The organism is Gluconobacter sp. OJB (genome assembly GCF_039638275.1).
GTDB classification, from domain to species: domain Bacteria; phylum Pseudomonadota; class Alphaproteobacteria; order Acetobacterales; family Acetobacteraceae; genus Gluconobacter; species Gluconobacter cerevisiae.
In genome coordinates this window covers 2266366-2282565 of the sequence record NZ_JBDIWH010000001.1, presented here as the reverse complement: position 1 = coordinate 2282565, position 16200 = coordinate 2266366, and the positions used below count along the sequence as shown (strand labels likewise).

The window sequence follows — 16200 nt, the reverse complement described above, 5'->3', positions numbered from 1 at the left end:
TTCTCGATTTCCCTGGAGATTTTGCCAGTTACGAAGCAAAGGAACTGGCTCGCCCATCATGTTTGATGCGAAGCAACGAGACCAATCTGAAAAACCGTCCAAAAAAATATCGAATATGTAACATATAAGACCTAGATCACACGGTTGAGATGTGCGATTTCGACGACACGACAGGACGTAAAATACTAAAGGAACGCTTGGAGAGCACCGCCCGCATCATCAGGAATCCCTTCGCAAGAACCGCCGCGATACAGGCGGCCTTCAGGATTTCAATATAAGTCCCCAGCGACGTCGTTCATATTGTCTTTTATACGTTATAAAATCGCAACGTAGCGTTTTTCCGGTTATCCAGATTGTCGCTCCGTCAGACCCGTGTAAAGGCAAGGATTGATCTCATTGCGTATCGTCCAACAAAACAAACTCGCGTTACGCCACATGGCCCTGCTTTCGACAGTGCTGGCCGTCATTCCCTCATGCGGATCGGCAGCAGAAAAACCCCTATATGCTCGCAAAGGAAAGGTGCCCCCACTTCATACGGTGTCTGCCTCCCAGACACCTACCGCACGACACACCCTGACCCGCCCCATGCAACCGGAACTCATGCAAGTCCAGGGCCGACATGTCTCCCACGGCGCACTGACCGTCATTTCACAGCAGGTTTTTACAAACGCCGTTGCCGGAACATCCGTAATGAAGGCGTTGCAGAACGTACCGGGTGTCCTGTTTCAATCTGACGATGCGCAAGGCGTCGATACGGGCGGCGTCAAACTCTATATCCACGGTTTTTCGCAAAACCAGATTGGCTTTTCACTGGACGGTATTCCGCTCGGTGAGTCCGTCTATCGCAATTATAACGGCCTGAATGCCGTTGCAGCGCTGTCTTCCGAGAATGTCGGTCATATGGAGATGTCACAGGGCGCGGGCGCCGTGGACATGCCCAGCACTAATGTGCTCGGTGGCGCCATCATGATTTCGTCCTCGAACCCCAAGGACAAGTTCGGCGGTACGCTGGCCGCGACCGGCGGAAGCAATGCTACTACGCACGCTTTCACCCGTATCGACAGCGGCAAGCTGAACGCCACCGGGACCAAGTTCTATGTGTCCTACATGCGGAACGACACCAAACTATGGAAAGGCTATGGCACCCAGTTCTTCCAGCAGGCCAACCTGAAACTGGTGCAGCCGATCCGTAATGAAAGCAGTGCTTCGCTCCTGTTCGACTGGGCGGATGTGCAGCAGTTCAACTACCAGTCAGAAACGCTGGAAACGGTTCAGAAGCTTGGCTACGGCGTTTCCAACTATTACCCGAACTATCGTTTGGCCTATGAAGCCGCACAGGGGATCTATTCCCATGGCGAAAACATGACCAGCGACCCGAAGGATGTCTCCTACTACGCCGGAACAACGGCTTCACGCGACCTACTGGGAGGCCTGAATTTCCATCTGAAACTGGCGGATCACCTGCGATGGGATTCCGTTGTGTACGGCCACAACCAGAAGGCTAATACCCAGTGGTCCGATCCGTGGATGGCCTCCGCAAACGGCGCCCCTCTCTCCGAAATCGTCAAGCAGCCTGATATCCAGCGTTTCGGCCTCACCTCAAGCATGACGTATGATCTCGGCAAACACGAAATTCATGGCGGCATCTGGTACGAGAACAACAAATATATCTCGAACATGTTCGCCTATAACGACCCCCTTCTTGTAACAGGACAGACCCTGACGCCCAATCCTTTTCGCAAATGGTCCGATCCTTTCGCAAAGCTCTGGGGACAGACCTACAACACCAACACACTGCAGACCTACATCGAAGACATCTGGCGTCCGGTCAAAGACCTTTCGCTTCATGCAGGCTTCAAATCCATGCTGAGCACGACCCGTGTCAGTCAGACCGGGAATTACGAACCCTATACCGGCACCAGTGCCCTCGCTGGCGGCATAGGCCTGACGACATTCGGGGCGTTCCTACCGCATTTCAGCGGAGACTGGCATTTCGTGACACATCATGAGCTATATTTCGATATCGCCAAGAACATGCGCGCCTATCCGCAAAGCGGCTATCACCTGTCTGCATCGCCATTTGCCGTCTCGCAGGACGCCTTTGATCTGTCACGCAGTTCCGTCAAACCCGAGACCAGCTGGGCCTATTCGGTCGGCTACCGCTTCACACAGCGTCGCGTGGATTTCTCAGTGAATGCCTATCGCGTGAACTTCTCGAACCGCCTGGGTGCGTTGGTTCAGGGCAGTCAGACCAACCCTCAGACGACGGTTTTAAACCTCGGCGGTGTGACAATGAACGGCGTGGATGCCGGTCTGACCCTGCGCCCGCTGCATGGCCTCTCGATCTTTAACTCGATCAGCTACAACCACTCGACATACGACAACAACATTACCCAGCAGGGCACGACCTACGCTATCAAGGACAGGCATGTCGTGAACTATCCGGACCTGATGTACAAAGCGACGGCGGAGTACACATACAGGAAGGCCAGTTTCAACATCGATGCCCTCTACACCAGTAGCCGTCCGTTCCGCTACACGACCGACACATCTCTTCCATCCTACTGGCTGGTCAATTTCGGAGCACGCTACAACTTTGGCCGCATCGGACGCCTGGAAAATCTGACGGCATCGTTTAACGTCACCAACCTGACAGGGTCACGCTACCTGATCATGACAGGCGATGACGGCGGCAACCCGCTTTCGGGCGATTATCAGTCGCTGGTCATAGGCGCACCCCGCCAGTTCTTCGGTGGAGTGAAGGCAGACTTCTAACACCCTGTTAATACTTCTCGCGCGTATGGATAAGCAGTATGGCAAACCGGGTCAGTGGATATCCGATCGACCGTCAAATCCTGTTCGGGGGACACGTCCGATCCTACTTGAAATAATTCCCCTATCATTCGCCTTGCTGGCCGGATCATCAACTGCCCCCATAATGGACCTGTTTGGCCGCGGCAGAGAGAAATTTAGATATTTGCTGACGATGGGTGTTTCGGGTGCCCTGAGGGGGGAAATGGTGCTGGTTCCGGTCATAAGTATCGCCATGTGCACGTATGACCCAAACAATGCCGTCTATCTGATCGCCATTTTTGGTGTGAACTGCTTTTTCCAGGGCATGATGCTATCGATATTTCAAAGCATGACTACGGCCCGGCTGCTCGCATTCCGTCGCAATCGTCGCGCAAAAAACGCTCACAGCGAAGCTTGATCTTATCTGGGGCTGCCGTCCGCATTGATGACGGATGATCTCGACTGATCAGACCTCGACAGAAAAAAGGCATTTCTTGGAGGCGTATCAAAGGACTTCAACAGAACTTCGATCACGACAACCCACATCAGGTAATTTCTAAACAGCCGCATCGGCTTCGCATCAGGTGCCCGGCCCGTTTTAACGAACCAGACACTCTTCACTACCAAAGAGGTTTTTAGTACTCTATATTGATCATACAGCTCTATAACCCATTTTGTGACCGATATTTATATAATGATCGAGCATATTTCTATAATGACCTTGAGCTACTGACAATGCGGCCATAGGGTAACGGGCACTGTAAGAAGTCTCATCAAAGAAAAATGGCTTCCGCCCTTCCCAAAAACCGGCTTCACAGAAGTGATTGATGAGTCCGGTCGCTCCAAATTTCTGATAAAGATCAGTGAATTCAGGGTATAAATTTAAATAATTATTTGCGTTAAACAGATTTAGCGCTGCATCCAAAGATCTTTCCTTAGATTTACACATCTCCCGAAGTGTATCTGTATCAGTATACTCCCACAAGTTCCGGATGGGGTCCATATATTCCCTATATTCCTGAATATTGCGGGCGAAATAAATAGGAAAAGTAAAGAATTCATATCGTTTGTCGTTAAAGGGTAACAACATTGCAGAAGGATGCTGCATTGGCGAAAAAATCCCTGCTACAGGGAAAAAGATTTTTTTCGCGTTTGAAAGCCACGTCGCTAGCCAAGAGAATGTACTCAAGGCAGGAACGATATAATGTGATTTGCGAATGAAATCGAAATCACGCTCAACACCACGTGACGATATGAATGTCGCGTTCGGGAATCTCTGCCTCAATTCTTCCAGGTAGGGCGAAGGATCAAGCTGACCATAGAAAATCGGATGTTTTCCGGTCCTGGCGATCAATGCTTCATAAAATTCAGGTGGAAGCTGTGTATAATGAGGGTGGATCGCTTTTAAAATATCTCCGCCACGAATGTTGATGACAAGGTCATCTTCCCCTCCATGATCATTCACATCAGAAAGAGCAGGAAATTCTCGGTCGTAATCGAATGTATTTCTATCAGGAAAATTATTTACATTCTGGTAAAAACCTTCAAGCGCGAGAAAAGAAGCATCACATTGCTGAATAGCCTTATTGTAGCCCCCGATCGGAAATTCACCTCGAAGTTGACCATTGGTTGAATTACGATCATGCAGCCCGATCATTCCATGAAGATCGCAGTCCGGTATGTTGATATTAAACAAGGGAATATGCACATGTCGCAGCGTACCAAAACCCAGGGTGTTTTTAAGGTTCAAGGCCGTCAGATACATCATGATAATGTTTCCGGGATTGCCTTCGGCCCATATCCGTATAGAAAAATCTCTCATTTTGAACCTTAAAACATTGCTTGGTTTTCATCGTACTCAGAGCATATAATCGTAAGACTTGCCAAGCTAGAAATGGTTGTTAATTTTCAGACCGAAATATAATCTGCAGTCAGAAAAAATCTCTGTGTATTCCAAGATATATGCCTGAAATATAGATTTCCTCAAAATTATTAAATAGACCTCCAATTAAATCGGTCTGTGCAAGGGGCTCTTTAACACCAAAGAAACCAGGCTACCTGATAGTTCATCTTCCCAATCATCACAGAAGAAATACAACCACAGAAAAGCCCCAAAAACCAGATGGTTTCTCGATTTCTATTCTGCGAGATATGTAGTGACTTATTTTCTCAAGAAGATACAGGAACCAGCGGCCTGGCGCGTAAGCTTATTGCTCAGGTTCGGGGAGTTGGGTCTTCGACGTTGAAGACATGGACCTGTGATACCCCGAAGCACCACACTGTCGTTGCTGACACACCGGATTATACGACGTTATTGCATGAGAATGAGGATTACATTGTGCAAACCCCCTGGCTATAGACACCCAAGCATAACAGGAGGAACTCGTGGCTTTTTGCCGGACATCACAACGTGCTATTGCCTTATTGCCTTGCATCAGCCACCAGCAGGCTAAATCCATCATTCTGATCGTGGTGGTCAGTATTGTTGCTTAGAGGCTTAGGAGAACTGGGGACGATCCTGACCTGGATCAAACGGCAAGCCATTGGGAAGACTGGAAAAAGAAACACTCCCGGAGCGATGCTCACGGTAGTGTCGGTATCACTGGTTGCGGGGGCACACAACAACAGAAAACTGCTACTGGCGAGCGGCCTTATAAACCGGCTTTTGTAACATGGCTCATAGCCGCACCTCGAATGTCGCCGCCCAACATGATCGTTCATCGCTAGTTTTTAAGACCAAATTACCGCCATGACCTTGAATAATCTGCCTCGCGAGAGGTAAGCCGATCCCATTCCCCCCTGGCTTGAATGAAACAAACGGTTCGAAAATTCTTTCCCGAAGGGCCATATCTATACCCGGGCCATTATCGCGAATACTGATGAAGATTGCATCATTCGTGACCTCGACAGACAATTGTACGCGAGCACCGGATTGCCCGAGAGCGGCTTCCGCACCGTTGTTCAGAAGGTTTAGAAGCGCCTGTTCCATTTGCACGGCGTCAAGTTTCGCCATGATGCGCCCCGGGGACATGACGACATCAAGCGTCACGCTTGCTTCCCATCGCGCATTGAAGAGTTTGGCAATCTCCCGCGCCAACGCGCCAAGGTCTGTCAATTTCAGATTCGGTTCTGGCAGACGTGCAAGCTCGCGATAACCGCGAACGAAGCGATCCAACCCTTCTGCACGATGACGGATCGTGCTGAGCGCCTCTAAAATCTGAGCCTCAATCTCATCCTGATTTTTCTTAAGATCTGTCTGTTCGGCAAACAGATCTTCGACAGTAGCCGAGAGAGAGACGATTGGCGTGAGGGAATTCATGATTTCATGGCTCAGGACCTGAAGCAGGTCCCGCAGTGCCTGGGCTTCCGCGGCATTCAGTCCGGCCTCGACATCGGTCAGCGCCAGATAGGCCACGATGCCGCCAACGCCGCCTCCTTTTCCAACCGAAAGCGCATAAACCCTGCTTGCCCCGTCTTTTGAAGACAGTCGTATCAGGCGCTTACCGGGTGCGGGCGCATCATTTTTCAGCGCATCGATCAGGGATGTCGGGGACTCGCGAAGAATACCATCCGTCATAAAGAGCCGCCGTGCCGCGCGATTGGCGGCATGAAGCGTCCCGTCCACCTGCTGGATCAGCAAAGGCACGGGCGCATGATCGAGCAGCGCACGATTGCGCAGTTTTTCCCGGTCCAGCGGATGCACGACGGACGGTTCATGGCGTTTCACACGCTGTGCAATACGGATCTGCGCCGCGACGAGCGAAGCAGCACACAGCACTCCAAGACAGAAGAACAGGAGGGAAGTCGCGTAAAAACCCCGGTTCCACATCGGCGCTGAGAGCAGGCACGAGGCAACGATTCCCGACACCCTGAGGAGTGTTTCAAACGCAGCGCGCATCCTAGAGCCCGTATCGGGCCATGCGGCGGTAAAGCGCCGGACGGGTCAGGCCCAGTTCCCGTGCGGCCTGCGTGACGTTGAAGCCATGCCTGCGGAGCGCCGTTTCGATTAAAGAACGCTCTGTATCACGCAGCGTCGGAGCGTCCTGCTGGGCCATTCCCGGTGCATTAGAAGGAATGCCCCATATTCCGGTCAAGACCGCGCGCTCAAGGACCGCGCGAAGGCCGCGCACATTCTGCGGCCAGCTTTCCCTGCACAGGATCCGGCTTCGCTCCTCGTTCAGCACAGGTTCGGCGAGACCATGACGGATTGAGAAATACCGCAGAAAATGGACGCTCAGGGCCAGCACATCCTCGGGCCGCTCACAAAGAGGCGGCAGACTCAGCACCACCATGCCGACATGAAGCATGAGCCTGGGATCAAGAGCCGCTTCCAGAGCCGGTTGATCCAGCGATGACAGCGCAATGATCCGCGGCGACACGCGCTCGTCCAGCCTGTCCGCCAGACGGCGCTGCATGGAGACGGACAGGGCGTCGATATTGCGGAAGATCCATGTCCCACTTTCCTGCGGCAGGGCCTCGCAATCCTCCGCACGGATGATCGTCACGGGATCGCTTTCCTGAGACAGGGCATGAATACGCCGGGCCAGAAGCATTTTCCCTGAACCCGCCGCTCCGGTGATGATCAGGCGCGCGCGCGTGGCGGCCAGACGGTCGGCCTCGGCGACGATGCGCCGCAGATCGTCCGATGCCATGATCATGACCGGTTCAGCCCCCAGCGCCTCTGCGGTCTGACGCCGTTTCAGCGTCCCTTCGACGAGCGCGAGAAGACGTTCGTTGTTCCAGGGCTTCATAACGAAATCGCTCGCCCCAGCCCGCATTGCCGCGACCGCGATCGTCACACCACTATGACCGGTCACGACGATAACAGGCAAATCCTGACGCAGGACCAGCATGTCACGCAGCAGCGCGAGCCCTTCCGCGCCGGTCGTCATGCCTTTGGTATAATTGAGGTCCAGCAGAACGAGGTCCACGGGAGAAGACGCAAGCAGCGTCAGGGCTTCCTCCGTTCCGCAGGCGGACAGCATGTCGATCCCGCGGCGGCGGAAGAGCAGACGTGCGGCGACCTGCACGTCCGGATCGTCGTCGACGAAGAGAATACAGGGCGCGGAAGGCGTGGCCTCACCCGATTCGTTGCGGAACATGTTCATTTCGGTCTTGACGGGCCTCTCAGGGGTGTCCGGTTTCGGACACTCCGTTCAAAAGCGGACACTTCCGTAAAATCATCGTATTTTTATCGTTTTTTATCAAAGAGATAACTTCCATTTTTCCCATGATACACTGTTTGCCAACAGGAGAAACAGTGCATGGACCGACCCGTTCCCAAAGCCATGTCAGGTACTACGATCCGTCCGGCCTCGGGTGCGGTCATGGACCGGGCCGTCGAGCCCTCGCGGGGCAGGATACTAACCCGAAGGGCGCTGCGCTATGGCGCCCCCGTCGCAGTTGCGGGCCTGCTTTGGGCCGGGTGGCGCCTCGTTCCTGCATCGGGAACGCTTTCGGTCTCCCAGGACCAGTTGATGGTAGCGACTGTCCGCTCCGCGCCCTTTCTCGACTACCTTCCCGTCCGCGCCACCGTGGCGCCGCTCAACGTGACCTTCATCGACGCCGTTCAAGGTGGCGAGGTGGCTAAAGTCGTGGCGAAAGACGGCGCGCTCGTGAAAAAAGGAGACGTTCTGGCGCATCTGACCAACCCCCAGCTCCAACTCGACGTCACCTCCCGCGAGGCCCAGATCGCAAGCCAGCTTGGGGCAGTCAGCGCCCAGCGCCTGACCCTTCAACAGACCCGCACGACCGAAGAAACGCAGCGCGCGGAGGCCCGCTACAATCTCCTCAAGGCCCAGCGCGAACTCTCCATCCGCCAGCAGCTTCACGATCAGGGTTTTGAATCTGACGCCAACGTCCAGTCCTACCGCGACGAGGCGGACTATTACGCCCAGCGCCTGAAACGCCTCGAAAGCGCCCTGACGCAGGACCTGAAAGTCGCGGACCGGCAGGGGGGCGAAATCGACGAGGAAGCCCAGCGTCTGCGCTCCAATCTGGACGTGGTGGAAGCCAGTCTCGGAGCGCTCGACCTCCGTGCGCTGCTGGATGGACGCCTGACCAATTTCGATCTTCAGCCCGGCCAATCGCTCAAGGCCGGAGACAAGATCGGCCAGATCGACAGCGAAGGCCAGTACAGGCTCGATGCGGATATCGATGAATTCTATCTCGGCCGCGTCGCGATCGGCGAGCGGGCCGAAGCCGATCTGGGCGACACGAAACTGCCCATGACCGTCTCACGGGTTCACCCGCAGGTCACGAACGGTCAGTTCCGCGCGGAACTCACATTCGACAGGCCGCCACCAGCCGGATTGCGGCGCGGAGAGAGCATCGATCTGCGCATCACACTGGGAGAGACGCACCGCGCGCTCGTTCTGCCGAACGGGGCGTGGCTGGAGGCCAGCGGCGGTTCTTCGGCCTTCGTCATGGCCTCGGGCGAGCATAGTGCGGACCGCGTGTCGATCACATCGGGCCGCCGCAATCCCGAACAGGTCGAGATCACCGGCGGCCTGCATGACGGCGATCGGGTGATCGTCTCCTCATACAATTCCTACAAGAATTTCAGCCATCTCGCGATTCACTGACGCAACGCATTGCAGGACCGGACACCATGCTGATCGAACTCTCGCACATCCAGCGCCTCTACCGCTCCGACGAAGTGGAAACGACCGCTCTGCACGACATCGAACTCCAGATCGAAAAAGGCGAATTCGTCGCGATCATGGGGCCGTCGGGCTGCGGCAAGTCCACGCTGCTCAACATCCTCGGCACGATCGACCGCCCCACCGGGGGCTCATACCGCTTCGGCGAGCATGAGCTGACGGCGATGAACGAAGCCGAACTGGCGAAATTCCGCCGCGAACATCTGGGCTATGTGTTCCAGAGCTTCAACCTGATCGACGAACTGACGATCGAGGAGAACATCGAACTCGCCCTGATCTATCGCAACATGCCCAAAGCCGAGCGGCAGAGCCGTGTGTCCCATGCCATGGACCATGTCGGCATCGCGCATCGGGCGCGGCATTACCCCTCCCAGCTCTCCGGCGGCCAGCAGCAGCGCGCGGCCATCGCACGCGCCATCGTGGGCGAACCGAGCCTCATCCTCGCCGACGAACCGACCGGGAATCTCGACACCGAAAACGGCGCACAGGTGATGGACATCCTCCAGCGCCTCAACGACGAGGGCGCCACCATCATCATGGTCACCCATTCCCCCAGCCACGCCGACCTTGCCCGCCGCCGCATCGACATGCTCGACGGACAGGTCGTCGTCTCCGTCCACAACGCGATCTGAAGCGACAGCAAGGGAGGAACGAGGGCCATGAGGACGATAATATCGGATTTCTGGCGGCTGGCCGTGCGCTACAGGCTCTATACCGCCCTGAATGTGATCGGTCTTGGGTTGGGCGTAGCCACGTTTCTCACACTGGCGCTGGTGGCGCGTTACGAACTGAGCTGGGACAGCTTTTACCGGCACTCGGCGTCGATCTACGAACTACAGGCTGATTTCGTGATCGGCAGCGGCACATTTCATATGGCCGCGCTTCATGACCCGGTGCTTCCGGCAGTCCAGACCCGTATGCCCGGTCTGCAAGGCACGCGCCTTGAACAGGTCTCCGCAGATCTGGTGACGCCTTCGGACATCAGCAGAACGGTGCATTACGACCAGACGGTCAGCTTCGTCGATCCGAATTTCTTCGACCTGTTCGACCTGAAATTCACAGTCGGTTCGCCAGCCGTTCTTTCCTCGCCCGAAAACATCATCCTGTCGGCGACCATGGCGCGGCAGCTGTTTGGGGAAAAACCCGCGCTCGGCCAGACACTGGAGGTCACGCGTCATGGCAAGACTTCCGTCTATCGTGTCGCGGGAGTGCTTCGCGACCATCCGTCCAACACCACGATCCCGACCGATCTGATTGCCGCTATCCCGAAAACTGCTGCGGACCGCCCGTGCGACGGCTGGGACACGATGTGCGCGCAAACCTACGCGGTGCTGCCCACACCCGCCTTGCGCCAGTCTTTTCTGCAAAACGCCCATGACGTCCTGATGACCTCCCCGATGTCCCGCGCCATTGAGCAGAAAGATCCGGGGGGTGAAAAAATGACCCTCAAGATTGTTCCTCTCCCGCTCGTTCATTTCGGCTCCGATGGCGTGGCGGAGGACGGGGCATCGCGCAGCGTGCTGTTCGCACTCGCCGCAATCGGCACCCTGTCCCTGCTCGCGGGGGCGATGAATTACGTCAATCTCGCCACCGCGCAGTCTCTGGGTCGTGCGCGGGAAGTGGCCATCCGCAAAGTTCTCGGCGCCTCCCACACCCGATTGATGATCCGCTTTCTGGGGGAAACCCTCGTGCTGACGACGCTGGCGGCTATGCTGGGGCTGGTGTTGACGGAGATCGCCGTCCCGACAGTTGCCAGCCTCTCGGGCTGGGCCGTGACGCTGGATTATGGCTGGGCGCTCCCGCTTCTGTGCGCCGTCATTGTCGTCCTCACGCTGGGAGCCGGCTTTTACCCCGCCTTCATGCTGTCCTCCTTTTCACCCGCACCCGTCCTCGCCTCCGCCCGCCTTCCGGCACAGGGGCGCTTCGGTGCACGGATCCGGCTCTTTCTGGTGGGGCTCCAGTTCGCATTCGCCGTGACGCTCGGGATCTGCACCCTCGTCGTCAACGCGCAGGCGCTGCATCTGCGTCATCTGGACCGGGGCATGACGATCCCCGGCCTCGCCATTATCGCCACGGAAAACCTCAACGCGCTGGACAGGCAGCAGACCGCCATCGTGAACCTCCTGCGCGCCATGCCCGAAGTCACCGACCTGTCCGTCTCGGCGGGAGGGACACTCGGGCGTTACGACGTCGGGAGCGTCCACCGCGCACCCGGCCAGAAAGCCTTCATGGCGCAGACCGTCGCCCATGACGAAGCGTTCTTCAGGACGTTCCGGCTGCACCTGCTCGCGGGACGCCTGACAACATCCGCCCGCGCGACAGATGTCACACATACGAAAAACGGCAATCCGGACGTCCTGGCACAGAACTTTGTCCTCAGCCGTGAAACAACACGCAAGCTCGGTTTTTCCTCGCCGCAGGCCGCTCTGGGACAGACCTTCATGTTTGGTGACAGCCATATCGCCGAGAAACGCACGATTGTCGGTGTCGTCGAGGACGTCATTCTCAATTCAGGGCAGGAAACATTGCCTCCCTCAATCTACGAACTTGAAACAAGCCCGATCGAGCAGGGGATCATTGCGTTCCGCACCGCACCGGGTGCGATGCCCCATGTTCTGAGCGCACTGCGCAAGGCATGGCCGACACTGGCGCCCGGCGTTCCGTTCGAGCCCCAGACCATGACCGAAATCATTGCGGAATCAACCCGGGCCGATATCGCACGCGGCCGTCTGTTCAGCATTGGCGCGGCCGTCGCCATCGTCATCGCCTGTCTCGGTCTGTATGGACTGGCGGCTTTCAATGCCGAACGCCGGATGCACGAAGTCGGCATCCGCAAGACACTGGGCGCCACGACAGCGCAGATCATGCGCCTGCTGCTGGGGCAGTTCCTGCGCCCCGTCCTATACGCCAGCCTGATCGCCTGGCCGGTGGCGTGGGTGTTCATGCGGAACTGGCTCACGGGCTTCGACAACCCGATCGCGCTCACACCTCTGTATTTCGTGCTCACCACGCTGCTCGCTGCACTGCTGTGTGCGCTGACAATCTTCGGCCGGACTTTCGGCCTCGCCCGGGCCGAACCCGCCCGTGCCCTTCGGGCGGAGTGATCGCCATGCTCTCCCGGTACGTCTCCCCTGTTTTCACGGCCTTCTTACGCCAGATGCGTCATCATCGGCTCTATACGGCCATCAACATCGCAGGACTGGCCCTTGGGCTCGCGACCTGCCTCACCTTTGGGCTGATCGTTCGTTACGAATTCACGTTCGACCGGTGGCTGAACAGCGCCGGCGACATTTACCGGCTGGACGCCGTCAATGCGTCGGACGGGAAACGGGCGGAAATCGCGGATGCCCCGTTCCGGGTTTACGACGCGCTCCGGATAGCGTTCCCGGAAATCACACATGCCACGCGCATCCGCCCGGAGGGTATTTCCATCATCACGCCGGACGATATCCACTCGTCCAACGCGCTCTATGTCGATCCCGATTTCTTCGCGACGCTTCCCTATCCGCTTTTACGCGGCAATGCGGCCTCTGCGCTGTCGGCACCAAACAGCATCGTCCTTTCAGAGGAACGCGCGCTGGCCTATTTCCATACGATCGACGTGATCGGGCGCAGACTGACGGTCGATCACGACGGGCGCAAGGCGGACCTCACCGTAACCGGTGTTCTCGGCCCGGTCCCGGGCAATACAACGCTCAGACCCGACATGCTGATCCCGATCGACAGTGCGATGCTGGCCTCCACGGCCTTCACGCAGTGGGGCATCGAAGGCGGATATCTCTTCTTTCGTCTCCGCAGCCCCTCCGACGCCAGACACATGCAAAACGCGGTGATGCAGTTTTCCACCGACCATGTGCCCGCACAGATCCGGGAGAAAGGGGAATTACGGGACTGGCGGGTCCGCGCCCAGCCTTCCATACATTTTCTTGACGGAACGCTTGGCGCGTCCGACGCCAGCCGGAGCGGCGTCATTATGCTGGGCCTCATCGGCGTTCTGGCACTCCTCTCCGCCCTCATCAACACGATCAACCTCTCCACCGCCCGTGGTCTGCTCCGCGCACGCGAAGTGGCGATGCGCAAGACGCTGGGCGCCACACGACGCGATCTGATCGTCCAGTTCATGGGCGAAGCGATGCTGCTTGTCCTGTGCGCAGCCATCCCGGCCCTGGCCCTGATTGAAATCGCCATCCCGACGGTCAACGCGCTGGGCGGCTGGGATATCGTCATTCCCTATGGCCTTGTGCTGTCGGCACTTCTGGGGCTGACGGTCATCGTAGGCCTGATGGTGGGCGCCTATCCGGCGCTCTGGCTTTCGTCTTACCAGCCCGCAAGAGTGCTTGCGGCCTCGCGCGCGGCGACGATGGGCCGCCTTGGCGCCATCGTCCGTCTCGGACTTGTGGTCGTTCAGTTCGGCTTTGCGATCGGGCTGAGTGCCTCAAGCGTGGTGATCCTGCGCCAGTCCGTTTTCGTGCGGGACATGAACCGCGGGTTCGAAAGCAGTGGGCTGGCCTTCATTCCGTTCATCGACAATGTCGGCCCATCGGCCACACAACTGTCGCTCATGGATGCTTTCCGCGGCATTCCGGGTGTGACGACGGTGTCCTATTTCTACACGATGCCGGGTAATTACGGCTTCTTCGCAGGTGATTATTTTTCGCCCGCAACCATGCCGGATCACCGCCCACGGCTCGAATGGCAGGATATCGGACGCGACTACTTTCAGCTCTTCGGAATGCACCTGATAGCGGGACGTCTGTTCGACGACGCGCATGGCGAAGACGACCAGCAGAAAGGAAGCGGCATCCACTCAGCCATCATTGACGTCAGTTCCGCACGCGCACTGGGCTACACAACGCCAGAAGCCGCGTTGGGCCAGACGATCCGCAAGAATACTGATCGTGCGTCATGGCGCATCATCGGCGTTGTGAATGATATCCGCCTGAAATCGGCACGCGAACAGAGCGTTTCGCATGTTTATTTCTACACGTCCTCCCCGTACCGTTTCACAAGCGCCGGAATCCGCTTTGAAAACCGTTCGAAGCAGGACGTCGAAAGCGCTCTTCAGGCGATCTGGCGGCAAAGAGCACCTAGTCTCGCATTTAACGCCGTTCTGGCCACCGATCTGCTGTCCGGTGACTATCGCGACGACGAACGGCGCGGCGAGCTTCTGGCCATCGGCGCGGGTGTTGCCATCTTCATCGCGGTGATGGGCATGTACGCTCTCGCGTCATTCACCGTCGCCCGCCGCATGCTTGAGGTCGGTATCCGCAAGACCCTCGGGGCAACAACCGGCCGGGTTCTGGGCCTGCTGATGGGCCAGTTTCTCAGGCCGGTCGTAGGTGCGGGGCTGATCGGCTGTGCCATGGCCTGGATGGCGATGCGGAACTGGCTGTCGGGTTTCGACGCGCGTATCGCGCTCTCTCCGATTTATTTCGCCTTGGTTTTCGCGGCGGCGCTGTTTGTGGCCGCCCTGACCGTCCTGTTCCAGACCTTGCGCGTTGCCCGGGCCGAGCCCGCCCGCGCCCTGCGCGCGGAGTGATCGTCATGCTCTTCACCATTCTGCGCAGCATCATCCGTCAGGCCCGGCGTCAGCCGCTCTATCTGGCGCTCAACGTCCTCGGGCTGGGGCTCGGCATGGGGGGCTGCCTCGTGCTGACCCTCCAGGTCCGTTACGAATACAACTTCAACGCGACCATTCCCGACGCGGCGCATATCCTTCGGCTGGACTCCCATCTCATGTTCCCGGGCAGCGTACCGCAGGAATATGCCGATGTCCCGTTCATCGCCTTTCCGTTCTTGCGCGCAGACTTCCCGCAGATCGCCGATGCGACGCGCTACGAAACGGAAGACTACCAGCTCCATAACGGCGACAGAAGCATTTCCGCCGACGACGCCATGGTGGACCCGTCCTTTTTCAACGTCATCGCCCTCCCGCTTGAACACGGCAACCCGCGTTCAGCCCTGAGCAGGCCCGACGCCATCATCCTCTCCGCCAATACGGCACAGGCCCTGTTTGGCACGGCGGACGTACTGGGCCGCACGCTCACAACCGATCATGAAGGGCACCACAGCAGTCAGACGGTTACAGGCGTACTGGCCCGTGCCGCAGGTCCGGTCACGATCGCGCCGGATGCCATCACACCTTTCCCGTCCGATGAAATGCAGAAACCACAGTTCACACGCTGGGGTTCAAGCTCGGGCAATATCTTCCTGCGCGTGCGGAACGAAGCCGACCGTACCGCCATCGCAAGGAACCTGACCCGCTTCGTGATCGATCATGCGTCCGGTACGGCAAATGACGACAGCAGCGAGGGCGTTCATCCCGAACGTCGTTTCGTCCTGTCCCTCGTCAGTCTGCGCGAGACACATTTCAGCGACCTTCATGTCGTGGCCGGCGATGACGCGACCGATCGCTCAGTGGTGAATATTCTCGCACTGATCGGGGTGCTGGCGCTTCTTCTTGCAGTGCTCAACGCCATTAATCTTGCCACGACGCACAACGTGCTGACCCTCATGCTCGGCGATTTCCTGCGCCCTGTCCTGCTGGCCTGCGTCATGGCGGCCTTTCCGGCGCTGTTCGTGATGCTCTCCTGGCTGTCCGGCTTCCACCAGCGCATCGCGCTCTCCTGGCTCGATTTCGCAGCCGTCGTCCTTGTGACCCTGCTTATCGCCGCCCTCACCGTCCTCGGACAGACCCTGCGCCTCGCCCGTGCCGAACCGGCCCGCGCGCTCAGAGCGGAGTAAA

At 57.5% G+C, this 16200-nt stretch carries 10 protein-coding genes; 7 read left to right on the top strand and 3 right to left on the bottom strand.

Annotated features, from left to right (window positions below):
* Positions 1-519: 519 nt before the first annotated feature.
* Both ABDK74_RS10545 and ABDK74_RS10540 read left to right on the top strand, forming a co-directional pair.
* Complete coding sequence (locus tag ABDK74_RS10545) at positions 520-2775, top strand: TonB-dependent receptor domain-containing protein (protein ID WP_346003763.1); 2256 nt, start codon at positions 520-522, stop codon at positions 2773-2775.
* A 163-nt stretch (positions 2776-2938) separates the two neighbouring features.
* Positions 2939-3211: a hypothetical protein gene (locus tag ABDK74_RS10540; RefSeq protein WP_346003762.1), complete on the top strand. Its 273-nt coding sequence runs from the start codon at positions 2939-2941 to the stop codon at positions 3209-3211.
* 234 nt (positions 3212-3445) lie between these two features.
* Here ABDK74_RS10540 and ABDK74_RS10535 read toward each other — a convergent pair whose 3' ends face one another.
* From ABDK74_RS10535 to ABDK74_RS10525, 3 genes are all read right to left on the bottom strand, one after another.
* Positions 3446-4561, bottom strand: coding sequence for a hypothetical protein (locus ABDK74_RS10535; RefSeq protein WP_346003761.1), 1116 nt, complete (start codon positions 4559-4561; stop codon positions 3446-3448).
* Positions 4562-5470: 909 nt separating this feature from the next.
* Positions 5471-6691: an ATP-binding protein gene (locus ABDK74_RS10530; RefSeq protein WP_346003760.1), complete on the bottom strand. Its 1221-nt coding sequence runs from the start codon at positions 6689-6691 to the stop codon at positions 5471-5473.
* Position 6692: 1 nt separating this feature from the next.
* Positions 6693-7895 carry a response regulator gene (locus tag ABDK74_RS10525; RefSeq protein WP_346003759.1) on the bottom strand — a complete coding sequence of 401 codons (1203 nt, stop codon included), beginning with the start codon at positions 7893-7895 and terminating at the stop codon, positions 6693-6695.
* A 162-nt stretch (positions 7896-8057) separates the two neighbouring features.
* Here ABDK74_RS10525 and ABDK74_RS10520 point away from each other — a divergent pair, with 162 nt between their 5' ends.
* The 5 genes from ABDK74_RS10520 to ABDK74_RS10500 are packed head-to-tail and all read left to right on the top strand — an operon-like array spanning position 8058 to position 16199.
* A complete protein-coding gene (locus ABDK74_RS10520) occupies positions 8058-9377 on the top strand; it encodes an HlyD family efflux transporter periplasmic adaptor subunit (RefSeq protein ID WP_346003758.1) in 1320 nt (439 codons plus the stop codon).
* A gap of 26 nt (positions 9378-9403) precedes the next feature.
* Positions 9404-10087, top strand: a complete 684-nt coding sequence (locus ABDK74_RS10515; RefSeq protein WP_346003757.1) for an ABC transporter ATP-binding protein — start codon at positions 9404-9406, stop codon at positions 10085-10087.
* A 27-nt stretch (positions 10088-10114) separates the two neighbouring features.
* Positions 10115-12559, top strand: coding sequence for an ABC transporter permease (locus ABDK74_RS10510; RefSeq protein ID WP_346003756.1), 2445 nt, complete (start codon positions 10115-10117; stop codon positions 12557-12559).
* A gap of 5 nt (positions 12560-12564) precedes the next feature.
* On the top strand, positions 12565-14994 hold the full coding sequence (locus ABDK74_RS10505) for an ABC transporter permease (RefSeq protein ID WP_346003755.1): 2430 nt from the start codon (positions 12565-12567) through the stop codon (positions 14992-14994).
* Positions 14995-14999: 5 nt separating this feature from the next.
* Positions 15000-16199 (top strand): ABC transporter permease, encoded by a 1200-nt coding sequence (locus ABDK74_RS10500; RefSeq protein WP_346003754.1) that lies wholly within the window; start codon positions 15000-15002, stop codon positions 16197-16199.
* Position 16200 lies beyond the last annotated feature (1 nt).